This window comes from Streptomyces sp. NPDC028910 (assembly GCF_055564955.1).
On sequence record NZ_JBVHVF010000007.1, the window covers coordinates 127,152 to 151,549 of the forward strand.

The window sequence follows — 24,398 nt, forward strand, 5'->3', positions numbered from 1 at the left end:
GGAACACTTGTCGGACCAGCGGTGCCGCCTTAGCTCAGTTGGCCAGAGCAACGCACTCGTAATGCGTAGGTCTCGGGTTCGAATCCCGAAGGCGGCTCTGTAGAAGCCCCAGGACTCACTCGCCGTGACCTGGGGCTTTTGCTATTTCCGGGGTCAGTCGGCGCATGCAGCGGCCGGGCCCCGAGACCCTGTGTTTGGCCGCGGTGATGGGCCGCTGAGTCTCTTCCCTTACCTGCGCACTCCTTCTTCGATGGCCCGAACGATCTGGGGCCACGGAGCGCGTAAGACGCTGAAGAGCGACCAGTAGTCGTAAGCCTCACGGGCCACGGAACTGACACCAAGGCCCACCGCTCCCGGCGTGATCGTGCCTATGACGCGCCGGGCAATGCCCCCAGCCCCATGGGATGCGGGGCAGATGCCGTTGCCAAGAAGGAGTGTGGCGGTACGGATGGCATCCAGCGTGGTCGGTGGTGCTGCACCGGCGAAGCGCCCGTAGATCAACTCCTGCCAGGGTCGCTGGGTACGCGCCCAGGCAATGCGTTCCAGTCCGGTTCCCAGATCCACGGCCAGGTAGGTCGGGTCGTCGGCGTTCCACAGCAGGACGATGTCACCAAGGTCGAGGCCGAGGTGGCGGAAGTGCAGCGTGATGCCTGCGACCTCGCGCCGGCGCCAAGGGGTGAGAGTCCCGTGGACGCTCACATGGCGTGCGTGGAAACCGAGTTGGGAGAGGACGGAGAGCCAGCCGTCGAGGATGGCGCCGTACTCGTCGAGTCGTTCTATGGGCTGGACGCGGGAGACGTTGACGAAGGAGGTCAGGAAGCCGTCGCGCAGGGCGCCCGAGGCGTCGCGTTCACCAGTGAAGCGGACGACGGGCTGGGGCAGGAAGCCGCGGCGGTACGTCTGGCGCTTGCCGTCCTTGAGGAGTGGGTCGAGAGCCTGGACTGCCGAGATGGTCAGCTCTGTGTCGCGCCCCCAGCGGAGCGGGAGACAGTCGTCGCGTGGAGCGCCGATGTCGGCGAAGGCGGTCTGCAGGCTGTGGAGGAGTTCCTTCCACGAAGGCAGCCGGCACGGCGGGCGGTAGGGGGTGCCTCGGCGCGGGTGCTGGATCTCGATGCGGGGGCCGTCGACGTTGAACTCCCAGTGTGGGCCTAATGCCGCGCGAAGCACGGTGGGTATGCGCAAGGCCAGGGCGTCACCGGTCGCACAGCTGGCCGCAGTCAGCACGATCGAGCTGCCATTGCCGAGAAGTGCCGCGCGGGGTCGAAACGGCGCAGGCCGATCTCTTGGACCTGACTGTGGTCGAGGTCCTCAGTCTGCTCGATGGCGTATGCCAGCCGACGGGCCGCCGCCTCGTCGTCCTCGTCGGGGTCGGCCACGGTGATGGCGCCGGTCTGGTCGCACAGGGCAGCTTCGGCGCAGGTTCCGGTGCGCCAGGTGAGGGCGGCCATGGGAGTACCGGCGCGGAGGGCCTCGCCGAAGACGGCGGCGCCGGCCTCCACGTAGGTGCGGGCGTACGTGTAGACGAAGACAGAGGCATCGCGGAGGGCGGCCGTCTTGGCGGGGCCGCCGAGTTCGCCGACCCACTCGACGTGGTCTGCTCCGAAGAGGCGGCCGTGGCTCTGTACGTAGTCGTGGTCGAAGACCGGGCCGACGATGCGGATCTTCCGGCCCAGGATCTGGGCGGCGCGTATGGCCAGGTGTGGCGCCTTCTCGGCGTCGATGCGGCCGAGCCAGACCAGGTCCTGTCCCGCGACGGCCGGCGGCTCCTCCTCGTTGAGGCCGAGGTGCACGGCCAGCTCGGGGATCGGCTGGTGGTCGGCGTACCGCTCGATCATCTCGGGCGAGTAGCAGTAGAGGCGGGACTGTTTGCCGTCGAAGGCGGTGGCGGTGTGCTGGAAGACCGGCGAGTGCTGGAACGTGGCGACGTCGCAGTCCAGAGCATTCCAAGTGCGGGTCCAGGCAGGCAGCGAGGGGTACTCGTGCCCCACGACCAGGAGGTCGTACCCGGCGTCGCGGAGCTCGCGCTCGGCGAGCGATCCGGCAGTGATGTCCTCCAGACGGACCGGCTTGCGGACCCAGTCGTGTTCCAGGTCCGTGAGCCAGCCCTGCCCGAGGAGGTGTACGTCGGCGCCTGCGGCCCGGGCGCCTACTGCGACCGCCCACAGCCATCGTTCGATCCCGCCGTACGCGGCGGGTGGAAAGGCGTAGCTACCAGGGAAGTCGCAGACGCCGACGAGCACTTATGCCTCCGGTGTTCCGTCCGCCGAGATACGGCGGAAGCCGAGGTACGGGAAGAGAGATTCGGGAAGGACGAGGGAGCCGTCCTGCTGCTGGCACTGTTCGAGGAGCGCGGCCAGGGTGCGGCCGATGGGCAGGCCTGAGCCGTTGAGGGTGGCGACGAGCTTGGGCTTGCCGTCCTCGCCTCGGGTGCGGATGTTCGCGCGGCGGGCCTGGAAGGTGCCGAAGTTCGAGATCGACGAGATCTCGCGGTACGTGTTCTGGCTCGGGATCCAAACCTCGATGTCGTAGGTGAGCTGGGCGGAGAAGCCCGTGTCACCGGCTGCCAGCTTGACGACGCGGTACGCGAGGCCGAGCTCCTTCAGGCACGCCTCGGCGTGGCCGACCATCGTCTCCAGCGTGGCGTCCGCGTCCGCGGGGTCGACCATCTGGACGATCTCGACCTTGGCGAACTGGTGCTGGCGGATCAGACCGCGGGTGTCGCGACCGTACGAGCCCGCCTCGGACCGGAAGCACGGCGTGTGCGCGGTCAGGGCCAGCGGCAGGTCGGCCGGCGGGATGATCTCGTCGGCGTAGAGGTTGGTCAGCGGTACCTCGGCTGTCGGGATGAGGAACAGTTCACGGTCGGCGACGCCGGTCTTGAACAGGTCCTCCTCGAACTTCGGCAGCTGTCCGGTGCCGGTCATCGTCTTGCGGGTGACCAGGTAGGGGACCGCGTGCTCGACGTACCCGTGGCGGCGGGTGTGGATGTCGAGGAAGAGCGTCGCGAGGGCGCGCTCCAGGGCGGCGCCCGCCCCGCGGGAGACGACGAACCGGGGGCCGGACAGCTTCGTCGCCCGGGCGAAGTCGAGCATGCCGGTGCTCTCGCCGAGGTCGACGTGGTCCTTCGGTTCGAAGGAGAAGGCCGGCGGGGTGCCGACGCGCCGGACCTCGACCGCAAACTCTTCCGAGTCGCCGTCGGGGGCCGCGTCGTCGGGCAGGTTCGGGATGGTCAGGAGGAGCCCGCTCAGCTCCTGCTGGACCTGCTCCTGCTCGGTCTCGATGTCCCGGATCTGGTCCTTCAGCTCGCGGGCGCGCTCCTTCAGCTTGGAGATGTCGCCGCCCTGCTTGGCCGTCTGCTGGACTTCGCTCGCGACCCGCTTCGCCTCCGCCCGCAGCTCGTCGGCTGAGCGGATGCTCTGGTTGCGCCGGGACTGGAGGTCTTCCAGCCGGGACAGGTCCAGGGAGTAACCGCGACGAGCGAGCCGACGGACTGCTTCGGCACCCATTTCAATCAGGGCGCGGGCGTCATGCATGAGGAAGATCCTTTTTATCCAGCGAGTGGGATGGGGATACCGCATCGACGTTAGCAACCGTCGACCCCTCGCTGATCCGCAATATCGCCGCGTCACTGGCGCCAGTGACCTCCCGGCATGCACCCGAATCGAGATCGTCCAGGAGTGCGGTGATCAGAATGGGCAGCTCGTCATCGGGAATGGCGACCGGCTCGACGTACGGGGCCTCGGGGAAGAACAGCGGCATGGCCTCTCCCTCCGCGCGGTCGCGGTACCAGAGGAGGACCGAGACCAGCAGGCCGTGCCCGACGAGGACCCGGGGCCCAGGGCGCTCCAGAGCCCCGAGCACTCCGACGAGCATCCGACGGATACCATCGCGCTGAGACTCGGAAGCGCCGGGTGGGCGCTCGCCGGAGCCGTGCGTGTCGAGCCAGACGGCGTATTCGAGGAAGGGGCTGTTCTCGAATTCCCCGTAGTCGAGTTCGTTCAGCCGGGCGTCGACCACGAGCCCGGCGGACGGCACGCCCATCAGCAGCGAGGTGGTCTGGCGAGCCCGCGGGAATTCGCTGGTCAGCCAGGTGGCCACCGAGTGCAGGGGAAATGTGGTCCAGGCGCGGCGCAGGGAGTGCCGGCCTTCCTCGTTCAGGTGGATGTGCTTGGTCGGGTCGCCGTTGACCAGGTAGCGCTTGCTGTAGTTCGTCTGGCCGTGGCGAAGGACGTACGTCGTCATCGGCCGCTCCCTGCTCCGGTAGCCATCAGATCGGATAGGACCGCGGCGATCTTCGGTTCCGCGGGATCGCGGATCTCCCTGTAGTAGAGGAGGCCATCGACAGCGAGGGCCCTGCACCACGGCAGGATCTCCAGTACGGGGATGCGAGAGATGCGAGCCGCAGCGGCCAACCGATCGGCCATCCCCCGTTCGAGGTCGTAATAGACGCTCCAGAAAGCCCAGTCGAAGACTGCGTCACCCTCCACAGGGTGTGGATCGATCGGGTGCGGTTGCCGCCGTGCGTCAAAGATGACGTTCTCCGCGTACAGGTCCGCGTGCAAGACCGTCGTCCGGGCGGGGGCTTGACTCAGGCCGGCGAGCCCGTGACACGCCTCCTGTACGAGTCCTTCATGGGTACCGAGGTCGAGCCCCCGTGCTCGTTGGTGGATGCGAGGCAGGACAACCTCGTGCAAGTAGTCAGTCAGCATGGGCACGCCCGATCCGGGCCTTCGGCGGCCAACGGTATGGAGCCTGTGGATCGCGGCGGCCACCGATTGCGTCTCCCGTGCGGGACGATCCGCGCCCCCGGGCCGTCCGCCGACCAGCTCCAGGGCCGCCACTGAGAGGTCATCCGCCGATTCGGCTACTTTCGCGGTCGGGCCGCCGGCCCAGACCCGTAACGCGGTGATCTCGTGGCGGTAGCGGACGGGGTCGACCCAGGCCTTCAGAACCAGCTGGTTCCCGTCGGGTGCCACGGCGAGCGCGACCGCCGAGGCGTGCCCGGCATCGTGGTAGCCCCTCAGCGAGAGGTCCCACCGCTTCGCCGCCTCGGCCAGGAGGCCCGGGGCGCCCTCCAGCCACTCCTGGACCGACGGGCCGTAGTGCGTGAGCAGCCGCTCCCGACACCCCGAGGGCACATCTCCGAGCGTCTGCGTCGCCATCAGCTCAGCACGATCCCGTCGGAGACCAGCTCGTCCGTGAGGGCCGGGAAGCTCTCCAGTGCCTCGGCCACGAGCGCCTGGACCTTGTCGGTCTCGACGTCCGGGGAGGACAGCCGGACCAGAATCCGCCACGGCTGGTCGAGGCGCTGGCCAGTGGTGCTGACCAGGTGCACCTCCGCGTGCCCGTCGGTGGCCTCGTGCAGCCGCTCGGCCAGGCGCTGGGCGGCGATGTTGTAGAGCTTGCCGACGTGGTAGACGGGGTTCTTGCCGTTGGCGCCCTCCAGGTTCATCGGCCGCAGCGGTGTGATCAGCCCGTTGACCCGGTTGCCGCGGCCGACGACGCCCTCGTCACCTGACTCGATCGAGCTGCCGGTGTACGTCAGGTACAGCTCGTCCTTCTCCGGGACGTCGCGGGCGTTGAGCCTGAAACGGGCCTGTGCACCGGGGAGGCGGCGGCCGGCCATGCGGTAGCACTCGGCGACGACGGTCTCGGCGTTGCGGACGTACTCGGCTCGGCTGCCGACGTGTCGCGACTTCTGCGGGACGCACAGGACGACGTCGGCCTGGTCCCCGTCCCAGTAGCCCATCAGCTTGACGTCGGAGCCGCACCAGGCGTGGGAGAGGGTGAAGTCGCTCTCACCGGAGAAGTGGTTCACCAGCTCGCGGACGAACGACTCGAAGGCGTTCTCCGGGGCCCAGCCGGTGCCGAGCGAGGTGTCGTTCGAGAGTCGCACCCGCCGCTCGCGCAGGTCGTCGATGGAGCGCGGGTTGAACCAGCGGGTACGGTCCGGCACCGCGTCGCCCGTGAGGACCGCGCCGGGGCTGGAGTTGCTGGTGATGTTGAACGTGATGTCGAGGTGGTCCGACACTTCCGGGAGCCGCTCGGCGAAGAACGCCCTGACCTCGGCCTCGACGATCTCCTCAACGGGGATCGTCTCGCCTCCGCACATGGGCGCCGCCCGCCCGTTGACCAAGACACGGACCGGGGCCGTCATCCGACCAGCGCCGTAGCGGACCTCGCTGGCCCCGCCGAGGAGGGCGAGCTTGTCGAAGTTGTGGTGCAGCACGGCGCCGAAGCGCTGGACCGTGTAGTGGCTGTAAGCGCGGGACAGCCGCTCGGCGAGGTGGTCGGCCAGGGTGTCGGGGTGGCCGAGTCCCTTCCGCTCCACGATGGTCGTCGCGTCGGGCTCGGCGGTGCCCGTCTCGATGGACAGGAAACCGCCCTCAGTCGTGATGGTTTTGTGCATGACAAACTCCGATCTCTCTGCCTGAAGAAGACGGGTGGGACGGATGAGCGTCGTTAGCCAAAGCCGGGTGATGCAGATTGAGTTGCCCGCATTTCCCAGCGGCGTTCTCGGTCTGTTGCGACAGTAGCCAGGGCACCCTGCGACACCCCGGAAAATCCTTCCGGGGTCCACTTCGGCCACGAGGTGATGATCAGGACATGCGAGGGATGACAGAGAACCTGACCATCGGGGAGCGCGTTGCCTGGTACCGGCGGCGGCGCGGCCTCTCCCAAGAGGTCCTGGCCGGCCTGGTCGGCCGCACCACGGACTGGCTGAGCAAGGCGGAGAACAACCGGATCGAGCTTGATCGCCTTTCGGTGATCACCTCACTCGCCGACGCCCTCGACGTCTCCCTCGGAGATCTACTCGCCGAGCCGACTCTCATGGAGTGGTCGGCCGACAGCGGCCACCGCACAGTCCCCGCACTACGCGAAGCGCTGATGGACTACAAGCAGCTCACGCCCCTGCTGGGACCTGCACCCGATGACGAACCACCTGCTCTACAGGACCTTCGAGCCAACGTGGGCGACGTCCTCGACGCCTACCAGGCGTCCCGCTACGGCTTCGCCACCCGACGTCTCCCCCTCGTCCTGGCCGACGCACTCGCCGCATCCCGCGCCTACTCGGGCCACGAGGGGGAGGAGGCTCATGCTCTGCTCGCCTTGGCCTACCACGGCGCAGCCATGGTGCTGGGCAAAGTCGGAGAGTCCGAACTGGCATGGATCGCCGCTGACCGCGGTCTGGCAGCCGCGCAGCACAGCGACCGAAGCGAGGTCACAGGTTCGTTGTTTCGGGCGGTCACGCACTGCCTCCTGGCCACCGGCCGCTTCACGGCAGCGGTCCAGCTCGTGAACGACGCGGCAGCCGTCATGCAGCCGGATCTGGGCACCGCAAACGACGAGTATCTCTCGGTGTACGGCACGCTGTTCCTCACCGGGGCGATGGCCGCCGCACGAGCAGAGGATCGGGCAGCTACGCAGACCTTCCTCCGAGAAGCCGACGAGACCGCGCAGCGACTCGGCGACGATGCCAACCACATGTGGACAGCCTTCGGTCCGACGAACGTGGCGATCCATTGCGTGGCCACCGCCGGCGAACTCGGCGATATTCAGATCGCCGCGGACCTCGGCGCGCGCATTGACACCAGCGGCATGCCAGTGGAACGGCGTGTGCGGCACAGTCTCGAAGTCGCCAGGGCGCTGAGTGCCTGGAACCGGACCGACGAAGCCCTGGCCGTCCTACTGGAAGCCGAACAGGCCGCCCCCGAACAGGTCCGCCACCACTACATGAGCCGAGAGCTGGTCATCGGCTGGATACGCGGTACCAGAGGTCGGCCGTCCCATCCAGTGGCCGACCTGGCCCGCAGGCTCCGCATCATCGCTGGCGGCTAGAGTCGAATTCGTGAGCGAGAACGAGCATGAAGCGAAGATGGCCCACCCCCGCATGGCGGCTGGCGCTCTCTTCTTCGACGAAGCTGATCGAGTCCTCCTCGTCGAGCCGTCGTACAAGGACTACCGAGACCTGCCCGGCGGATACGTTGAACAGGGGGAGTCGCCCCGACAGGCCTGTGTGCGCGAAGTCCACGAGGAACTGGGCATCAAGCCCCACATCGGCCGCCTCCTCGTCGTCGACTGGGCGCCGAACCCGGGAGAGGGGGACAAGGTCCTCTACCTCTTCGACGGCGGACGTCTAAGCGCAGACCACCGCCAACAGATCGCACTCCAACCGGACGAGCTCCGCGGCTACGACTTCCACGGCGCCGAGCAGGTGCCAGACCTCACCATCCCCCGCCTCGCGCGCCGAATCGCCGCTGGCATCCAGGCCCGAACGAACGGCCTGACCGCCTACCTGGAACACGGGGAGTCGCCCGAAACAGGCGCCTGAACCCACCTGCGCTTCGGGGACCTCGCCGGGCAGGCAGCCGATATCCGGGCACGAGGGGAAATCGTCGGCGACACCTCGCCCTCAAGATCCGCTCCTCCCTCACGTACTACCGGCCCTTGCTGATCGAGGCCGACTGCGAGATGAGACTGCACGACACCATGATCCGCATGTCGTTGTTCCGCTACGACGACAACCTGGTGAATTCGCACGTCTGGGGCCAGCGGGCCAGCGCCGCCCCCCTCTCATCCACGCCGCGCCCGACCCACTGGCCGCCGCCTTCACCGGTGCAGACCACGACGGCGGCCCCCGCCCATTCCTGCTCGTGCAGGGAATGAGTGCCTACACCCAGTCCGGAGTCGTCGGCCACCCCTCATACGCCAGCGCAGAGATAGGTCATGCAGTGCCGGAGCTCTTGAAGGAGAGTTTCGCAGCGCACCTTAAGGCGCTGAGCGAAGATCGTTAATAAGATCATGGCCGACCCCGTAGATCCACCTGGGCCCTGACTCGGCAGACTGGCCGCCGCTGTCAGCGGGGGCCGGTACGGTGGCTGTCGGTGTTGTAGATCCGTGACTCACGTCGCGGACCGGTCAAATTGCAAGGGGAGTGGTCGCAGGTGGCGAGTGGGCGCCTGACCCTGTCGTGGGTCGGCAGGGATGAGGCCCTGCGAAATACGGCGGACGGCGGATATGAGTGGGTTTCTCGCCAGGACCCCCGTGTCACGGAGGTACGCCTCCTGCAGGAGACCGGCAAAACCGGCGAGGTTGAAGGGACAGCAGCAGACAACCTGCTCATCCATGGCGACAGCTATGACGCCCTGCATGCTCTTGCCCGTAACCCAGAGTACGGCGAGCACTACCGCGGCAAGGTCAAGCTCGTCTACATCGACCCGCCCTTCAACACCGGCCAGGCATTCCAGCACTACGACGATGCTCTTGAGCACTCTGTCTGGCTCACGATGATGCGCGACCGGTTGCTCCTCATTCGGGACCTTTTGGCTCCTGGTGGATCAGTCTGGGTGCATCTCGACGACGCAGAGATGGCTTACTGCCGCGTTCTGATGGATGAGATTTTCGGGCGCGGGAACTTCGTTGGCACAGTGGTCTGGCAGAAGATCCACGCCCGAAACAACTCCGCCCAGCACCTGTCCGCAGTCCACGACTACCTTCTCGTCTATGCCCGCTCCAAGAGTGATCTGGTACTCAACCGGATCGACCGTACTGAGCTGAGCGACCAGGAGTTCTGGAACCCTGACGAGGATCCTCGTGGGCCTTGGCGCAGGTCGGACCTCACCGCCTCTCACTCGTACGAGGACGGACGCTATGAGGTAGTTGGTCCACACGGGGATGTGTTCTCCCCGCGGGGAAACCGCTGGTGGTCGTGCTCGCGCGAAACGTTCGAAGCCCTACGCGCGGACGATCGGCTGTGGTGGGGGAAGACGGGACGCACCTTCCCGTTCCGGAAGCGGTTCCAGTCGGAGTTGGGCGGCCTCGTACCTACTACCTTCTGGACCCATGACGAGGTAGGCGACAACCGCCAGGCAAAGGGCGAGGTGACGCGCCTTTTCGACCGGTCGCGGATCTTCTCAACCCCCAAGCCCGAAGCGCTCTTGAAGCGGGTGATCCAGATTGCCAGCGAGCCGGGTGACATCGTCGTCGATGTGTTCGCCGGCTCAGGCACTACCGCGGCGGTAGCGCACAAGATGGGTCGCCGCTGGGTCACTGCCGAACTGCTCGAAGAGACGGCGAATACCTTCACTCGTCCACGCCTGGAGAAGGTCGTCTCCGGCGATGACCCCGGTGGAGTTACCAAGGTTGTCGGTTGGGAGGGCGGCGGCGGCTTCAGAAGCCTGCAGGTGGCGCCGTCCGCGTTCGAGATCGTAGACGGCCGCGTCTTTCTCGCAGACTGGGTCAAGGAAGGTGACTTTGCCGCAGTGGTAGCTGCCCAGTTGGGCTTCACCTACGAGAGCACGATTACCGGTCCGTTCTGCGGAGAGCGGGGACGGGCACGGCTGGCCGTCGTGGACGGCGTTGTGGACGAGGTCGTAGCCCGGGGCGTTCTTGGGCAACTGGATGAAGGAGAACGTGCGGTGCTCGTAGGCAGGGGCGTTACGCCCGAGGCTGTGAGTCTCGTTACCGAGCTGAGTCACGGGTCCAAGGTGCTGAAGGCTCCCCGCGACCTGGTGCGTCGTGGGAGGGCTGTGCGATGACCTGGATCAGTTATGACGCCTCGCTCGTGGAAGACATCGCCGCGAGGCTGGATCTCCGGACACCCAACACCGCGGCCATTCGGGCGGTCGCTGAGGCGATCGTGGGTGGAGACGGGCGGGAGGTGGTCTGTGACTTGGCCACGGGCGTGGGTAAGACCTACATCCTTGCTGGCCTAGTGGACTATCTGGCTACGCAGGGAGTTCGCAACATCCTGGTGGTCACCCCGGGTACGACGATCCAAGAGAAGACCGTCGCCAACTTCACCCCGGGCCATGCGAAGTATGTGGCAGGCAGCGACGTCGAGCCCTTGGTGATCACCTCTGAGAACTTCGCTCGGGGACAGGTAGGCGACGCCCTGCACGATGACACCGTCACGAAGCTGTTCGTCTTCAACGTGCAGCAGCTGATCCGGCCCAGTGACAAGACCTCGCGCAAGGTCCGCGCTCAGGACGAATTCATTGGCACCGGCCTCTACCAGCACCTCCAGCAGGTCGAAGACTTGGTAGTGATTGCTGACGAGCACCACGTCTACAGCTCGAAGGCCAAGGCGTTCAAACAGGCCATCGAGGACCTCGGCGCTCGGGCAGTGGTCGGTCTCACCGCGACCCCCGCGCCGGGCGTCAAGCCGATCTTCCAGTACTCACTGGCCGAAGCGATCGCTGATGGCTACGTGAAGATCCCTGTGATTGTCTATCGCCCGGATGGGCGCAAGGACGAGCAGACCGTCCTAGCGGATGCCTGCCACCTGCTCCGGATAAAGGATGCCGCGTGGACGGCCTGGGCGGAGACCCAGGGCAAGGCCCCTGTGCATCCGGTGCTTTTCGTCGTATGCCGCGACATCTCTGATGCCGATCGGGTCGCGAACAGGCTTACCGCCGACGACATGTTCCCAGGCGAGGGACAGGTCCTCACCATCACATCGCAGTCCAGTGACGTGGCACTTCGAGCCCTGGCGGCGGTGGAGGAACCTGATTCACCGGTGCGCGTCGTGGTGTCGGTGAACAAGCTGAAGGAAGGCTGGGACGTCAAGAACATCGGCGTCATCGTCGGCCTGCGGGCTCTCGCGTCGGAGACTCTGACGGAACAGGTCCTCGGGCGAGGTCTTCGGCTGCCCTACGGGCGTCGGGTCGGGACGCCCATGGTCGACACTGTCGACCTGGTCGCCCATGAGTCCTACCGGCAGCTGCTCGCCAACAAGGAGGCGCTGCTTCAGCAGGTCCTGCCTTCAGGTGGTGGCGACGTGGACGAGGACCGCCCACAGCCTGCTCCTACAGCTGGCCAGCCCGGCGCTGGTGGTCATCAGGAGATGCTGAACTTCACGTCCCGCCCACGTGTCATCGGTGACGACGTCGTGGACGGGTCCTTGCTGCTGCAGGTTGAGTCCATGGACGACACCATTGCCCAGGGCGAGCGGGACAAGAAGGCCGTCACCACGCTCCGGGTCAAAGTCCCCGGTGCGCCGATGATTCGTTTTCCGAGGCGGGAGCGGGAGATCCTTCCGGTCCGGTTCTCGTTCAGCTACATCGACAACGCGGCCGCGCGGGCAGAGGGCGCCGCCTACGTGCACGAATTCAAGGTGCCGCTAGCCCGCCAGGCCGTTGACGCCCAGCGGGGAATCGACGGCAAGGTCGACGTACGTGTGACAGCAGCCCAGTCTGTTGATGCGACGCAGAAGAGCATCCCGATCTCCGAGCTCCGCAACGATCTCTTCGACCGGATCTGGAACAGCGGCTACGTTGAAGAGACACTGGCCGAGTCCCGGGCCGCCGAGCGTGTCGTCCGCGAGTTCTTGGCGGGAGCCGGCGTTACCGCGGAAGACCACGACTACGTCTGGGGAGAGCTGCGAGCTCGCCAGGCTGCCAGTGCTCTCAGTAAGTTGGTCAAGGTCGCGTATGACACCCGAAAGCTTCAGCCCACTTACGCCTTCCGGCCGGTAGACGTGCCAACAGTTCCCCCGCCACCCATGCCATCGAACGTCGTCAGCAAGTGGGCGAAGTTCCGCAAAGACCTCTGGTACGACGGCTGGGAGCACTCGGTCGAACCGGTCGCCTCCTTCGATGCGGGCAGCACCGAGTACGCCCTGGCGCACCTGTTTGATGGAAGCCCCAGTGTTCAGTGGTGGCTGCGCAACTACGATCCAGGCCCCATCTGGATAGAGCGGGACAACGGGAAGAAGTACTACCCGGACTTCATCGTCCTGGACGCAGAGGGCACCTACTGGGTCGTGGAGGGCAAGGCCAACGACCGGGCAAACGACCCGGAAGTGCTGGAGAAGAAGCGGGCCGCCGAGGACTGGGCACGTTTCGTCCGGGACTTCGAAGAGTTCGGCACGTGGCGGTACATTTTTGCAACAGAGAAGATGATTAAGGATGCCCACCTATCGTGGGAGTCCCTCATTGCGCAGGCCAAGCCGGAATGACCGAGCAGAGCGGGTCAACTTCCGGGTCCGGACACTCTCCGAGCTGACATCGTCCTTTGAAGGCAGGATCCCGACCGCAGGGGTCGGGATCCGCGCCCTTCCGTGATCTCAGTCGGCCTGAGCTGGCAGGTCGCGCCTATCTACACGATCAGACGCTTCATCGACGCCACTTCTCCCATAGCCATGCTGCCACCGACACTGCTACGGCACCGGCCATCTGCTCTACCGCCGTACCAACCCCTGTGGCATACCCTGCGGTGTAGCCAACCGCAACGGCTGCCACGACCAGCTCCATCCTTGGCGGCCTGTCGCCCTCGGCCGGCACGACCTGCATACTGAACACGGTCTTCTCCCTATGTGAGTGGTGTGGGACCAACCGCCGGAGCCCGAGGATCTGTGGAAGGTGACACGGGCTCCGGCGGAAGTATTTTGCGGCTATGGTGCGGTATCCCCGTTCTCCGGAGGAACCGCCCCAGCTGAGATCTCGGAGCTGATCAATTCGCCGAGCTTGATCATCAACTCTTGTCGCTGCGCTTGGGGCAGGCTTCTGTACGCGCGCCACGCCAGTTCGGCTTGAGAGCTTGGTCTGCGGTCCATAGCCATCCAAGCCAACACAAGCGAGCGATCGCTGGCAGATAGTTCACTGAGGCGATTCCATGCGGATTCCGGATCCGGCATCTCTAGAATTGCTGATTCCGACAGCCTGGCGAGCGATCGCTTCCCCTGCCCGCGTAGAGCCCGGCGGACGCCCGGTTCCCAGATGGCATCGCCGGCCCGTACGAGCCGCTGCTCGTTAGGCCTCAGCGTGCCATCGTCCCGTGAGGTGTCGATCCTCCAGCCGTGGTCGCGCAACTCGCGCACGCGACGGTCCGCCTGGGTGACTTCTGGTAGCGCCTCCCGCAGATCTTCCTTTGTGAAGATGTTGCCTTCACCTACTTCGGCAAGCAGCCACAAAGCAGCCCGCACCTTGGCGCTTAGCGCCTTGTCGGTCCAAGCAGGGGGCGACGCACTTGTCACGACAATGCACCTTCTCGGCCGGTCAATCACCCAACGCCCTTCTGTAGCCAGTAAACCACAGGGCGGCGCAGTTCGGCGCAGTTCGGCGGGATCCGGCGTGGTTCGGCGTGGCCTGGCCGTCGGTGGTGCTGGTCCGATGCTCCGGAGCCGCTGACGAGGTCCCTCCACTGTTCAGAGGCCCACGACTTGGGCGGACATCATGCTGAGCGTGTGTTGTCCGAGGGTTACCGCGCGCCGGTCGACGTTGCGCTGGCGGGCGAATCGGGGTAGCGGACTCGGCGCATCTGATGGTGAAAGGGAACCTTCTTGGAAGGAAGGGCGGGATCGATGGGCGTTGCATGGTGCGCCGCCGGCTGACAGGCCAGTGCTGCAATCCTTGCCGAGCAGTGAGAATCGGTACGTGATGATTCGACACATGGTGGGGGAGCCCCTCCCCGAGCTGAGTGGCTGGCGTCAGACCAGTGGGCCGCGATCACGGACGCCCACGAGAGACTGGTCCGCGCAGTTGATCAAGATGACCGTCCTCTTGTCGTCGGCTCCGCGAAGGAGTTGGTAGAAGCAGTTGCGCGGGTAGCGTTTGTCGCGCATGGCCAAGTGGTAGGCGACAACACGAGCTACGACACCGTGCTGTCTCAGGCGCACGGAGTGATCGAGCATGTGGTGGGGCAAGGCATGGCTGCGAACGACTCGTTGCGAAAGGTCCCTGGGCTGGCGAAGAAACTTGCTGGAGAACTTCGAGAGCTTCGGAATCGGTACGGAACTGGGCATGGGCGAGCGGTCGTGCACGACGTCACTGATGAAGTGGTCGAGGTCGCCGTGCACGGGCTCTCATGTGGATTCGATGGGCACTGGAACGGCTCCAGACCGTCCTGCTTGGGGCAGTCGAACCTCTGGTCCGGTCTCTGCAGGGCGGCGACATCTTCTACGGTGGTGTTCTCGCAGGCCGGTTGAAGGCTGCAAACGTCTCAAACCTCGCTGAGTCTGATCAACGACGATTGGGACTCGCGGTTGGGCAGCGAGCAGCGCGGAGCACGTTCAACGTGCGTATCGAAGGCGTGGAAGCGTGCTCCGATGAACCGGGTGGCTGGCCGGACGCCTACCGCACGGGTGTCCTGGAGGGGCTCTTCCTCAACGAGGACGGCCAGGTGTCAACGGATCCTGACTGCAGCGCCAGTTGTGCGGTAGAGGTGCTCAGGCACCACTGTAATCCGGAAGGCGCTCTTGCAAGGCTCCGCGAGTTGCTTGGTTCCGCGTCCTGGTCAGTGGAGTTTCAGGAAAGGCACGATAAGACGATCGCCAAGATGCGGGAGGTGAGTTCGAACGTCCCCGAAAAGGCTGCGGAGGTCTGGCAAGCGATCGCCGACGACCTCGAAGGGCTCGCGCCCAATGGAGCTACCTGAGGCCTAGGCCACTCATCCCGGGAACCAGTTCGGTCGTTCTCTGAGTGCTGAACAACAGATAGTGCTACAACGGTGCACGGAGCGCGTCCGTTGCTGGCGTGTGCCCGCAAGCCCGTGCCGGAAGCCTCCGGAGGGGCGTCGACGTACCCCACATCACCGCCGATCGGGCGGGCAGGGGAAAAGACCGCGCGGGGCATCAGCACAGAGGGCGTCCAGGCAGGCAAGTGCCGTCACTCGGACGGATTGTGATCACCTGGCGGCACCAGACCTTCTAGGGTCGGGGCCCACTTCCCAGCAGCCGAACGGCCTGCTGGTTGACAGCGGCCCGGCCCGTGATCACGACGTGCTCAGTGCGCACGTGTCGTGTCGCCGACCTGTGGGAGGTCAGAGCCTTGATGGCATCGACTAACGAAGCGCACTTCCCGTCGCCCCCGACGCAGGAGTGGCAGGAGAAATTCACGGAAGCGGTTCTGGCGACGCCTGGAGTGAACGTGCCCCGGCCGGCGGTGGAAGCCATCGCTCCTTTTGTCTGCCGCCCGAAGGACCTCATTACGCGTGCCGCCCAGGGAGCCCCAGCGCAGCTACGGCCGGAGCGTGTGCGTGAGATCGCGACCAATGCCGGCAGCATGGTCGTCATGAGCATCCCGCTGGTCGGGTACGCGGGAATGGTCTGGGAACGAAACGAGCGACAGAGCACTGCGTGGCACTCCCCCGCCAACCCGATCACGGGTCCTGCGCGAGCCCTGCCGCCGCTCAGCGCCTGGACCGTTCACTCAGAGCACGGAGCGGAGATGACGTTTGCCGCCCTGCGGACCGAGCTTCCCACCCGGGCCGAGCTCATCGCCGTGGTAGAGCGAGCAGCCAATGGGCTCGAGGGACTTGATGGGTTCCGGCCGTACGATCTGAAGGAGGATCTCGCGCTTAACGGCCAGATCGAGCCGTGCCTCTACGTCGCTCAGGAAGCGGTCATTGCTGAAGGAGACGACGGTGGCACCGTGGAAGACAGGCTGGCGTTCTGGGGATGGGCTGCGGTGCGTGGAAACAACCGCACCATGGCGAGGCAGGGCCTCTTTGATCTGACGTCGGCTGAGGTGCTGACGGGTGTGCCGATGGAGAAGCTGGGCGTTAGTGGGCGCGAGGTCTCAGTCAACCCGTCGTTCTGGTCCAAGAGGATCGCCGAGCGCTTCAACGAGGAGTACGAGAGGGCCATCGCCGATGACGATGTGAGCGCTCGCGCGTACCGCGCCCGCAAGGTCGCAGTGGTGGACGCCGACCTCGTGATCGGTAGCCCGACGCCGAAGCGGCTGTACCAGATCGTGCAGACCAGTAACCGTCGCGATCACGTCCATCCGCCTCTCCAGTTCAAGCCCAACGATCGGGCACGAGCTCTTGGACGTACGATCATCGGCGCGTACGTCCACGAGGGAATCCTGGACCCGATCACCGCAGACGTTCTTACCGGTGACCTGCCTATCAGCGACCTCCCTGGGATGCCGGCGGGTGCGCCTGTATCCGTTCAGCGTGATCTGCGGTCAATGCGGCTACTCACCGAGTTCTTCCCCACCGAGACCGACACGGCTCGGCGCCGGTCCATTCGAGCCGCGCTGAGCGAACCCGCACCTTCGCAGCTGAGCCGAGAGCACGTCAACCAGCGGCTTCGCGCGTGGTCTGCCCTAACCTCTGTCAGCTTCTCTGCGCCATGGAACCCCCGTGTGGCTGACGTGTTGGAGGTCAAGAAGGCCCGCGAGGGCATTGCACTCTCCGGGCTCACCCTGCCGCAACTCCTAGATTCAGCCGAGACCGATGTGGCTGCCTTCGACGAGTTGCTGCTCTATCGCGCGCCCAACTGGCTGGCGGCCTTCGACATCGTAGAAGCAGACCGCGGTTCCATGGGCGCGCAACGCGTACATGCGGCTGCGAGCGAGGACGAGGACGGAGACGAGATCGCTCTTCGGATTCGGCGAAGCACATCCAATGCGCTCAAGGCGATGCGTGCAGACCGTGTCCGCGCCGTCGGTCTCCTGCGAGAGATGGCGGCCACGATGGATGAGGGGCGTCATCAGCCGCGCCGTATCGACGAGGGCGGTGATGCGGTGGAGGGTGAGGCGAACCGCGAATGGTTCAACGATGCCTTCCCGAAGGCTGCGGCTGTCAGGGGGCGGATCGTAGTCAAGGCTGAGCCCGGCGCTGCAGCTCCTCCTCCGGAAAGTGACACCGCTGCGGTGGCGAGGATCCTCCGCGAGATCGCAGCGACCATCGACGGACTGCAGGAAGGAGTCAAGTTGGTTCCGGAGTTCGTCGACGAAATGCGGGTTCACGCCCGGGCGGCAGGGATCAGGAAGCCGATTCCCGATGACCAGGCTTCCGAGCTCGTCGTGCAGCTCACCCGGATCTCGATCGACTTGAGGGAGTTGCCGGAGCTGATCTTGTCCGTCGGACGGGACTCCGATTGATCCGAGCACAGGGCGCCCCATGCGTGAGCGATGCGTGAGCGGACGGGGCAGCACAGTGTGGACTAGGTAGCACGCGGCCAGATGGTGATATGCCTCTGACCAGGGACGACGGGACCAGGTGTGATCACCCGGTACCCGTCGTCACGATCTTGTGGGGCCTCGTAATGCGTAGGTCTCGGGTTCGAATCCCGAAGGCGGCTCTGTGGAAGCCCCAGGACTCACTCGCCGTGACCTGGGGCTTTTGCTATTTCCCGGGGCGTTCGGCGCGTGTGGCCGGGAGCCGTCTCCTGCGTGAGACGAGCCCTGCCTCGAGCGTGGCTGTCCCCGGATGATCAGTGGGCCTTATCTCGGAGCGGTGTGCTTCCTCGTCATGTGGGACTGCCAGGCCCAGCGGGCGAGGCCGCCGATGGCGAGGGAGGCGATGATGGCGCCCCAGTCGATCACGTGGGGGAGGGCGGGGAAGAAGGCGAAGAAGGCGAAGGAGGCGGCGCAGCCGATGACGAAGGCGGCGATGCCGCTGCGGCGGAGTTTGGCTTCCCAGGCGGGGTCGTCTGGCGTGGGCTGGGTGGTCATGCGCGGGCTCACTTCGTGATGTGGTGGCACTGGCTGACCCGACGGGTGCCGTGATGTGGAGGTGCGCGCACGCCTTGCCGTAGCGGGGGAGTTTCTGGGGTGCGTTGTTGCGCATCGGGTTGATCTTGCATTCGGTGTGGGTCTTGCCGCGGGAGGTGCGGTAGGCCTTGTTGTCGGTGTCCGCGTAGGTGAAGTCGATGCGCCAGTTGCAGAAGCCGGCGTTGAGCGCCCCGACGAATCCGCAGTCGACGCCGGCGTTCTGGTAGGTGATGTTCTTGCCCTCACCGCGGATGATGTGGGTGAACATGCAGCCCGTAGGTACCTTCATGGTGACCCCTCCGACCTGGTAGTCGAAGGTGGCCACGGGCGTCGAGCCGATGGCGCTGGCCTGCGCCTCGGCCGGAAGAGCTTGCCCATCGGTGTCCCCTTCTGGCGGAGGGTGTTTCCAGTCGAAACTCCTGTCGTCAGCTCGGGGTTCTGCCCAAAGAGGCAGTCCACTAGGAGAGTGATCAGCCGATAGGTGTGCTGACCTGACCGAACCGGCGTCCGGAGTAGCCACGCGTCGGAGTGGTCTGAGTCAGGTGGTTACGGCTGGGGTTTGGGGTCCGTTGGGGTGCCTGCGAGGCGGATCGTGTTCAGGATGCGCATGATCTGGGTGTCTTTGATGGCGCCGGGGACGTTCGTGCGGCCGTAGAAGTTCCAGGCGACGAAGTTGCCCTTGGAGTTCTTGAAGCTGAAGACGACCGCCTGGCCGTCGCCCGCGCAGCGGTTGGGTTGTTTGGCGCCCTCCGAGCGGGCCTTGACGTAGCTTCCCTTCACTCCGGACTTCGTGGTGTATTCCACGGGCTTGTCCCATTTGACGACGCTTTTGTCCGGCTGGGTGTAGGCGGCGTAGACCCAGGTCGGCGCGCTCTTCTCGGCGATCTCGGCCTCGTCCTTGGCGCCTTGGGCGCCCTTGGTGCCGACGGAGGCGAGTGCGACGTCCGAGATCAGACCGTCGCCGTCCGCGTCGATGCTGCACCACTTGGACTTGTAGAAGGCGGGCGCCGTGTGCCCGATGAGGACCTTGTCCGAGTCCTTCTTGTCCGTGTGGCCGTTGAAGACGTCGGGCGAGAGGACCTCCCATTCCGGTGGGACGTCGAACGCGGTGCCCTGCGCGGGGTTGACCACGGTCTTCCAGCCCGCGATGAGCGGCTTGGCGGGGTCCGCCGCGGCTGCCGGGGGGCGGGGCTCGTCCTCTCGGCCGGCGAGTACGACGCCGGTGACGGCAGCGCCGACCACCACGGCGGTCAGCACACCAGTGCCGATGATCACCCGCCTCCGCTTCTCCTTTCCCTTGTCCTCCTGCGGCGTCGGCTGGAAGAACGGCGGCTGGTACAGGTCGCCCGCCTGACTCTCCTGCCGGTACGGGTTCTGCACGGTGCCCTCCTGATGCCTCGCCTGACTGACTGCTCCATGTCGTACGCGGTCGTACGCGGTCGTACGCGCCGCCCGGCCGGCGGCCTACTTGCCGAACGACAGGATCGCGCGGCTCGCCTTGCGGGGGTCCGGGCTGTAGACCCTGCCGTTGAGCAGGAACAGCCGGCCGCCTGCCCAGGCGATGCGCACGCCGTGGGTGTAGAAGACGCCCTCGGCGCCGGCGGCCGCGGCCGGGCTCTGCAGGACGGGTTGCGAGGCGCCGTCCGCCGGTGCGAGGGACACGACCGAACCCGCCTCGCCGCTGCCGGGGGAGACGTACGTGAGGACCCTGCCCTCCTCGACCGCGAGCGGCCACATGGTGCGGCCCTTGGGCTGTTCGGCGGTGCGCCACTTCTCCTTGCCGGTGTTCAGGTCGACGGCGACGACCTGGTTGGTGTCGTCGATGCCGAGGGATGTGCCGACCTTGCCCGCCCCCATGTAGAGGGTGTCGGCGTCGGCCACGGCGGCGTAGCACTCCTGGAAGCCGCTCGCGTTGCCGAAACCGTTGCACCGGCCGCTGACCCCGAACCCGGCGTCGCTCTGCGAGCGGATCTTGCCGTCGGCGGCGAACGCCGTGAGGTTCCAGGTCTTCTTCTCCTTGTGGTACGCCGCGACCACCAGCGGGTCCACGGAGAGCACCCGGCCGACGTTCCAGCCCTTCTCGTACGCGTGGCTCCACTTGGGGCTGCCCGTGGCCGGATCCAGTTCCTCGACCACCGCCTGGGCGGGCGCGCGGGCGTCGCTCCGGTCGAAGCAGCTGCGCAGGCCGATCAGCCGTGCGCCGCCGGCGAACGCGACCGGGGAGCAGCCGTTCGGGCTCGACGTGCCGAAGAGCTTCCTGCCGTCGGTGACCGAGAAGCCGCTCATGACGGCCGAGCGCGCGATGGCCACGGTGTCACCGGCGATCGCCATCTCGAACTGCAGGGTGCTGTCCTGGGCGTTCTCCGGCGGCACCGGTGTCTTCCAGCCCGCCTTGCCCGTGGTGAGGTCGATCTGCTGGAGATCCGTGCAGCGCGAGGTCTCGGACTGGCCCTCCTTCACTCCGAGGACCAGCTTGCCGTTCGCGGACGGGGCCGGCGGAACCCCGCACACCGGCGTCGGGAGCGAGAGCTTCCACTTCTCTTGGCCGTCGGTCACCGCATAGGCGATGAGCTCGTTGAGCATCGCCTTGACCACGACGTCGCCCACCCGCCAGGGGCCGTACTGCGAGGTCCCGGCGCCGGCGACCTCGGTCTGGTTGTCGCGCAGCCAGACCCGTGCCTCGCCTGGCTGGATGCCGGCGTTGGGGTCGTAGACATCGGGGCCGACACCGGGGCCCTTGCCGTCGCCGTGGTCGACCGAGGGCGTACCGGAAGGCCCCGCCGAGCCCGCCGAGCCCGCCGAGCCCGCCGAGCCCGTGGACCCGTTGCGGTCGCCGCCGAGCGTGAGGTACGCACCGCCGCCGCCGATGACGAGCAGGGCGGCGACCAGTGAGGCGATGACGACGGTTGGCCGGCCCTTGAGCCGGGCGCGCGTGCCGCGTGTGTCCCCCGTGCCGCCCGTATCGCCCGCGCCGCGTGGCCGCGGATCGAACGGTGCGGGTGGGGGCCCGAAGCCGGCCGGCACCTGCGGGGGCACGGCGGCGCCGGGCCACCGCTCATCGGGTACCGGCGGTTCGCCGGAGGTGCGACCGGTCATGGGGAGAGTCTGGCCGGTAGAGCGCCGTTTCTAGAATAGATTTTTAGACTACTTCGTCATGTCCCTGGCCTTCCCTCTGCTCAGGGGACGATGCGGCTCCGGTCGCCCGGCCGGGGGTGCCGGGTTAGCTTGGAATGGTGGGTCTTCGGCTTGGCGTGTAAGGAGGCCGGGCATGACGACACGTTGGCGCAGGGTGGCCGTGGGGCTGGCGGCGGCCGGGCTGGTGGTGACGCCCGCGGCAGCGGGGGCGGGGGCGGCGTACGCGTGGGACGCGCCGGCGGTGGCCGTGACGGTACCGGTTCAGCCCCCGGCACCGACTCCGACCCCGACCCCGACCCCCGTCTCCGAGGAGTTTCCCGAGCTGACCCGCGCCGTCGCCCGGCAGTTGGACGACGCGATCCGGAAGGTCATGAGCCAGGCCAAGGTGCCCGGAGTGATCGTGTCCCTGTCGGCGCCCGGCAAGGGGGAGTACGTACGGGCCTTCGGCGTCGCCGACAAGGCGACGGGCGCGCCGATGACCCCGAACCTGAACATGCGGATCGGCAGCGTGACGAAGACCTTCACCGTGACCGCCCTGCTCAAGCTGGTGGACGAGGGCAAGGTCGGGCTGAACGACCCGATCGGAAAGTACGTCGACGGGGTCCCGAACGGTGACCGGATCACCCTGCGCGAGCTGGCCGAGATGCGGAGCGGGCTGTTCAACTACTCTGCGGACGAAGGCTTCTACAAGGCGCTGACCAGCGATCCCCGTCGCCCCTTCACTCCGCAGGAGCTGCTCGCGTACGCCTTCAAGCACCCGGTGCTCTTCGAGCCGGGCGCGAAGTTCCTGTACTGCAACACCAACCTGATCCTGCTCGGGCTGGTCGTGGAGAAGGTCAGCGGTGACTCCCTCGCCGACTACATCGACCGGGAAGTCATCGCACCGGCCGGGCTGAAGCACACGTTGTTCCCCACGGGCGCGGAGTTCCCGAGCCCGCACGCCCACGGCTACACGGACCAGACGGCCTCCGGGGAGACCGAGGACGCCACCGACTGGAACCCCTCCTGGGGCTGGGCGGCCGGAGCGATGATCTCCGACCTCACCGACATGCGGAGCTGGGCGAAGACCCTGGCGACCGGGACCCTGCTGACGCCCGAGACCCAGGCCGAGCGGCTGAAGGTGGTCCCGTCGCTCCCGGGTGTGGGCTACGGCCTGGGCATCTTCAACGTCCACGGCTGGATCGGGCACAACGGCTCACTGCCCGGCTACGAGACGCTGACCGTCTACATGCCGCAGACGCAGGCCACGCTCGTCGTGCTGCTCAACACGGACACCAGTTACCAGGGCTCCGAGCCGAGCACGCTGTTCGGCAAGGCGATCACGCAGATCGTGACCCCCGATAACGTCTTCACGCTGCCCGCCCAGCCCGTCACCGGGCAGTGAGCAGGGGCGGCTCCTGACGCTGACTCGCACCGCAACAGGGTGGCCGGCCCCCGGGGTTCGATCCCGGGGGCCGGCCGCACGCGCACAATGGTCTCCGGCGCGCGAGACACCTCTGAGGGAGACGCACATGAACGGTCGGGCAGCGGCACAGCAGGACATCCAGTCCCCGCCGCGGGATTCCGAAGCAGCAGCCGAAGCCGAAGCGGAAGCGGAAGCCGGAGCCGGAGCCGCAACCGCAACCGCAGCGGTCCGTGTCGCCGCCGGCGAGGCGGACATCGAGGCCGCGGCCGCGCTGTTCCGCGGCTACCTCGACTTCTACGAGGTGGACGTCGAGGACCCGGACGCCCCGCGGGCCTTCCTCGCGGAGCGGATCGCGAAGGACGAGTCGCTCGTCCTGCTCGCCGAGGTCCCGGGGGCCGGGACGGTCGGCTTCGCGCAGGTCTACCGCACGTTCTCCTCCCTCTCCATGCGGCCCGCCTGGGTCCTCAACGACCTCTACGTCGCCCCCTCCGGCCGCCGCACCGGCGCCGGGCGGGCGCTGCTGCGCGAGGTGCTGCGCCGGGCCGGCGAGGCGGGGGTGTCCGGGGTACAGCTGGAGACGGCGTACGACAACGCCGTCGCGCAGGGGCTGTACGAGGCGGAGGGCTTCGTCCGCGAGGAGTTCCACGTGTACTTCCACGGGTTGGGCTGATGCCGGGCCGGGCAACTCCCGGCAAAGCAAGAGATGAAACATTCCGGCACTGCCGTCGCGTCAGTGGGGTGGGACGGCCGCGAGGGGGAGTACATGCGACGGAGTCGCAGGGACGGGTTCCGCGAATTCGCGGCAGACCGGTCGGGTCATCTGTACGGATCGGCATGTCTGCTGACGAGCGGGGACACCCACCTCGCGGAGGACCTGGTGCAGGAGACGCTGGGGCGGATGTACCTGCTCTGGGGGCGGATCTCCCGTATCGACAATCCGGCGGCATACGCGCAGACGGTGCTGGTACGGGCTTTCCTCACGCACCAGCGCCGGCGGTCGGCGGGGGAGCGCCCGGTCGGGGAGTTCCCCGACTCGGGTGCGCCGGTGGCCGTCGGCGGTGATCCGGAGTTGCGGCTGACGCTGTTGGAGGCGCTGGGGCGGCTGGCGCCCAAGGACCGGGTGGTGCTGGTGCTGCGCTACTGGGAGGACCGCAGCGTCGAGGAGACCGCCGACGCGATGAACGTCAGCTCGGCGGCGGTCCGTACCCGGACGTCGCGGGCGCTCGGCCGGCTGCGGGCGCAGCTGGGCGGCAGCCTCGCCGCTTTCGCGGACCTCTGAGAGCGCCGGTCACTTCCCCGCCCGCTCTCCCTTCCGTTCCGTTCCCTTCGGTTCCCTTCGGTTTCGTTCAGTTTCGTTCGGTTCCGTTCCGGTCGTTCCTTGTGCTGATCCCACCCCACCCCTGAAGCGGAAGTTCTGG

Annotated in this window: 21 protein-coding genes and 1 tRNA gene; 11 read left to right on the top strand and 11 right to left on the bottom strand. The window is 66.8% G+C overall.

Features of this window, described 5'->3' with window-relative positions; all coding sequences use genetic code 11:
* Positions 1-23: 23 nt before the first annotated feature.
* Positions 24-97: transfer RNA gene (locus ACZ4TV_RS12330), tRNA-Thr, on the top strand.
* Positions 98-228: 131 nt separating this feature from the next.
* Here the strand turns inward: ACZ4TV_RS12330 and ACZ4TV_RS12335 are convergent.
* The 6 genes from ACZ4TV_RS12335 to ACZ4TV_RS12360 are packed head-to-tail and all read right to left on the bottom strand — an operon-like array spanning position 229 to position 6,409.
* Entirely contained in the window at positions 229-1,182 is a 954-nt protein-coding gene (locus ACZ4TV_RS12335) for a hypothetical protein (RefSeq protein WP_468133531.1), read from the bottom strand.
* A 35-nt stretch (positions 1,183-1,217) separates the two neighbouring features.
* Positions 1,218-2,240, bottom strand: a complete 1,023-nt coding sequence (locus tag ACZ4TV_RS12340; protein ID WP_468133533.1) for a glycosyltransferase — start codon at positions 2,238-2,240, stop codon at positions 1,218-1,220.
* Positions 2,241-3,533 carry a serine--tRNA ligase gene (gene serS, locus ACZ4TV_RS12345; protein WP_468133535.1) on the bottom strand — a complete coding sequence of 431 codons (1,293 nt, stop codon included), beginning with the start codon at positions 3,531-3,533 and terminating at the stop codon, positions 2,241-2,243.
* Positions 3,526-4,242: a histidine phosphatase family protein gene (locus ACZ4TV_RS12350; RefSeq protein ID WP_468133537.1), complete on the bottom strand. Its 717-nt coding sequence runs from the start codon at positions 4,240-4,242 to the stop codon at positions 3,526-3,528. The genes serS and ACZ4TV_RS12350 overlap by 8 nt, the downstream gene beginning before the upstream one ends.
* Positions 4,239-5,162 carry an aminoglycoside phosphotransferase family protein gene (locus ACZ4TV_RS12355; protein WP_468133539.1) on the bottom strand — a complete coding sequence of 308 codons (924 nt, stop codon included), beginning with the start codon at positions 5,160-5,162 and terminating at the stop codon, positions 4,239-4,241. The genes ACZ4TV_RS12350 and ACZ4TV_RS12355 overlap by 4 nt, the downstream gene beginning before the upstream one ends.
* Complete coding sequence (locus ACZ4TV_RS12360; protein WP_468133541.1) at positions 5,162-6,409, bottom strand: methionine adenosyltransferase; 1,248 nt, start codon at positions 6,407-6,409, stop codon at positions 5,162-5,164. The genes ACZ4TV_RS12355 and ACZ4TV_RS12360 overlap by 1 nt, the downstream gene beginning before the upstream one ends.
* Before the next feature lie 206 nt (positions 6,410-6,615).
* Between ACZ4TV_RS12360 and ACZ4TV_RS12365 the strand changes: the two genes are divergently transcribed.
* From ACZ4TV_RS12365 to ACZ4TV_RS12385, 5 genes are all read left to right on the top strand, one after another.
* Positions 6,616-7,839, top strand: coding sequence for a helix-turn-helix domain-containing protein (locus ACZ4TV_RS12365; RefSeq protein ID WP_468133543.1), 1,224 nt, complete (start codon positions 6,616-6,618; stop codon positions 7,837-7,839).
* A gap of 10 nt (positions 7,840-7,849) precedes the next feature.
* Entirely contained in the window at positions 7,850-8,332 is a 483-nt protein-coding gene (locus tag ACZ4TV_RS12370; protein ID WP_468133545.1) for an NUDIX domain-containing protein, read from the top strand.
* Positions 8,333-8,448: 116 nt separating this feature from the next.
* Positions 8,449-8,667 (top strand): hypothetical protein, encoded by a 219-nt coding sequence (locus ACZ4TV_RS12375; RefSeq protein ID WP_468133547.1) that lies wholly within the window; start codon positions 8,449-8,451, stop codon positions 8,665-8,667.
* 278 nt (positions 8,668-8,945) lie between these two features.
* A complete protein-coding gene (locus ACZ4TV_RS12380; protein WP_468133549.1) occupies positions 8,946-10,538 on the top strand; it encodes a site-specific DNA-methyltransferase in 1,593 nt (530 codons plus the stop codon).
* Positions 10,535-12,958 carry a DEAD/DEAH box helicase family protein gene (locus ACZ4TV_RS12385; RefSeq protein ID WP_468133551.1) on the top strand — a complete coding sequence of 808 codons (2,424 nt, stop codon included), beginning with the start codon at positions 10,535-10,537 and terminating at the stop codon, positions 12,956-12,958. The genes ACZ4TV_RS12380 and ACZ4TV_RS12385 overlap by 4 nt, the downstream gene beginning before the upstream one ends.
* Positions 12,959-13,393: 435 nt before the next feature.
* On the opposite strand, the gene ACZ4TV_RS12390 is transcribed toward ACZ4TV_RS12385, so the two are convergent.
* Positions 13,394-13,975 carry a hypothetical protein gene (locus tag ACZ4TV_RS12390; protein WP_468133553.1) on the bottom strand — a complete coding sequence of 194 codons (582 nt, stop codon included), beginning with the start codon at positions 13,973-13,975 and terminating at the stop codon, positions 13,394-13,396.
* Between the two features lie 453 nt (positions 13,976-14,428).
* Entirely contained in the window at positions 14,429-14,563 is a 135-nt protein-coding gene (locus ACZ4TV_RS12395) for a hypothetical protein (protein ID WP_468133555.1), read from the bottom strand.
* 242 nt (positions 14,564-14,805) lie between these two features.
* Here ACZ4TV_RS12395 and ACZ4TV_RS12400 point away from each other — a divergent pair, with 242 nt between their 5' ends.
* Entirely contained in the window at positions 14,806-15,375 is a 570-nt protein-coding gene (locus tag ACZ4TV_RS12400; protein WP_468133557.1) for a hypothetical protein, read from the top strand.
* Between the two features lie 395 nt (positions 15,376-15,770).
* Entirely contained in the window at positions 15,771-17,828 is a 2,058-nt protein-coding gene (locus ACZ4TV_RS12405) for a hypothetical protein (RefSeq protein ID WP_468133559.1), read from the top strand.
* A gap of 342 nt (positions 17,829-18,170) precedes the next feature.
* Here ACZ4TV_RS12405 and ACZ4TV_RS12410 read toward each other — a convergent pair whose 3' ends face one another.
* From ACZ4TV_RS12410 to ACZ4TV_RS12420, 3 genes are all read right to left on the bottom strand, one after another.
* Complete coding sequence (locus ACZ4TV_RS12410; RefSeq protein WP_468133561.1) at positions 18,171-18,401, bottom strand: hypothetical protein; 231 nt, start codon at positions 18,399-18,401, stop codon at positions 18,171-18,173.
* A gap of 585 nt (positions 18,402-18,986) precedes the next feature.
* On the bottom strand, positions 18,987-19,820 hold the full coding sequence (locus tag ACZ4TV_RS12415) for a DUF8017 domain-containing protein (protein ID WP_468133563.1): 834 nt from the start codon (positions 19,818-19,820) through the stop codon (positions 18,987-18,989).
* An 84-nt stretch (positions 19,821-19,904) separates the two neighbouring features.
* Positions 19,905-21,536 carry an outer membrane protein assembly factor BamB family protein gene (locus tag ACZ4TV_RS12420; RefSeq protein WP_468133565.1) on the bottom strand — a complete coding sequence of 544 codons (1,632 nt, stop codon included), beginning with the start codon at positions 21,534-21,536 and terminating at the stop codon, positions 19,905-19,907.
* A 172-nt stretch (positions 21,537-21,708) separates the two neighbouring features.
* Between ACZ4TV_RS12420 and ACZ4TV_RS12425 the strand changes: the two genes are divergently transcribed.
* The 3 genes from ACZ4TV_RS12425 to ACZ4TV_RS12435 all read left to right on the top strand — a co-directional run bounded on the left by ACZ4TV_RS12425 (position 21,709) and on the right by ACZ4TV_RS12435 (position 24,259).
* Positions 21,709-22,959 carry a serine hydrolase domain-containing protein gene (locus ACZ4TV_RS12425; protein ID WP_468133567.1) on the top strand — a complete coding sequence of 417 codons (1,251 nt, stop codon included), beginning with the start codon at positions 21,709-21,711 and terminating at the stop codon, positions 22,957-22,959.
* 127 nt (positions 22,960-23,086) lie between these two features.
* The gene (locus ACZ4TV_RS12430; protein ID WP_468133569.1) at positions 23,087-23,650 is read left to right on the top strand and encodes a GNAT family N-acetyltransferase; all 564 of its coding nucleotides are present in this window, start codon (positions 23,087-23,089) and stop codon (positions 23,648-23,650) included.
* Positions 23,651-23,743: 93 nt separating this feature from the next.
* Entirely contained in the window at positions 23,744-24,259 is a 516-nt protein-coding gene (locus ACZ4TV_RS12435) for a SigE family RNA polymerase sigma factor (protein ID WP_468133571.1), read from the top strand.
* The last annotated feature ends 139 nt before the right edge of the window (positions 24,260-24,398 follow it).

Bases quoted from the DNA above. Each gene is read 5' to 3' on its own strand.
- serS (WP_468133535.1), bottom strand. From the start codon at position 3,533: ATGCATGACGCCCGCGCCCTGATTGAAATGGGTGCCGAAGCAGTCCGT.
- ACZ4TV_RS12350 (WP_468133537.1), bottom strand. From the start codon at position 4,242: ATGACGACGTACGTCCTTCGCCACGGCCAGACGAACTACAGCAAGCGC.
- ACZ4TV_RS12355 (WP_468133539.1), bottom strand. From the start codon at position 5,162: ATGGCGACGCAGACGCTCGGAGATGTGCCCTCGGGGTGTCGGGAGCGG.
- ACZ4TV_RS12360 (WP_468133541.1), bottom strand. From the start codon at position 6,409: ATGCACAAAACCATCACGACTGAGGGCGGTTTCCTGTCCATCGAGACG.
- ACZ4TV_RS12365 (WP_468133543.1), top strand. From the start codon at position 6,616: ATGACAGAGAACCTGACCATCGGGGAGCGCGTTGCCTGGTACCGGCGG.
- ACZ4TV_RS12385 (WP_468133551.1), top strand. From the start codon at position 10,535: ATGACCTGGATCAGTTATGACGCCTCGCTCGTGGAAGACATCGCCGCG.
- ACZ4TV_RS12395 (WP_468133555.1), bottom strand. From the start codon at position 14,563: ATGCGCGACAAACGCTACCCGCGCAACTGCTTCTACCAACTCCTTCGC.
- ACZ4TV_RS12400 (WP_468133557.1), top strand. From the start codon at position 14,806: ATGTGGATTCGATGGGCACTGGAACGGCTCCAGACCGTCCTGCTTGGG.
- ACZ4TV_RS12405 (WP_468133559.1), top strand. From the start codon at position 15,771: ATGGCATCGACTAACGAAGCGCACTTCCCGTCGCCCCCGACGCAGGAG.
- ACZ4TV_RS12410 (WP_468133561.1), bottom strand. From the start codon at position 18,401: ATGACCACCCAGCCCACGCCAGACGACCCCGCCTGGGAAGCCAAACTC.
- ACZ4TV_RS12420 (WP_468133565.1), bottom strand. From the start codon at position 21,536: ATGACCGGTCGCACCTCCGGCGAACCGCCGGTACCCGATGAGCGGTGG.
- ACZ4TV_RS12425 (WP_468133567.1), top strand. From the start codon at position 21,709: ATGACGACACGTTGGCGCAGGGTGGCCGTGGGGCTGGCGGCGGCCGGG.
- ACZ4TV_RS12430 (WP_468133569.1), top strand. From the start codon at position 23,087: ATGAACGGTCGGGCAGCGGCACAGCAGGACATCCAGTCCCCGCCGCGG.
- ACZ4TV_RS12435 (WP_468133571.1), top strand. From the start codon at position 23,744: ATGCGACGGAGTCGCAGGGACGGGTTCCGCGAATTCGCGGCAGACCGG.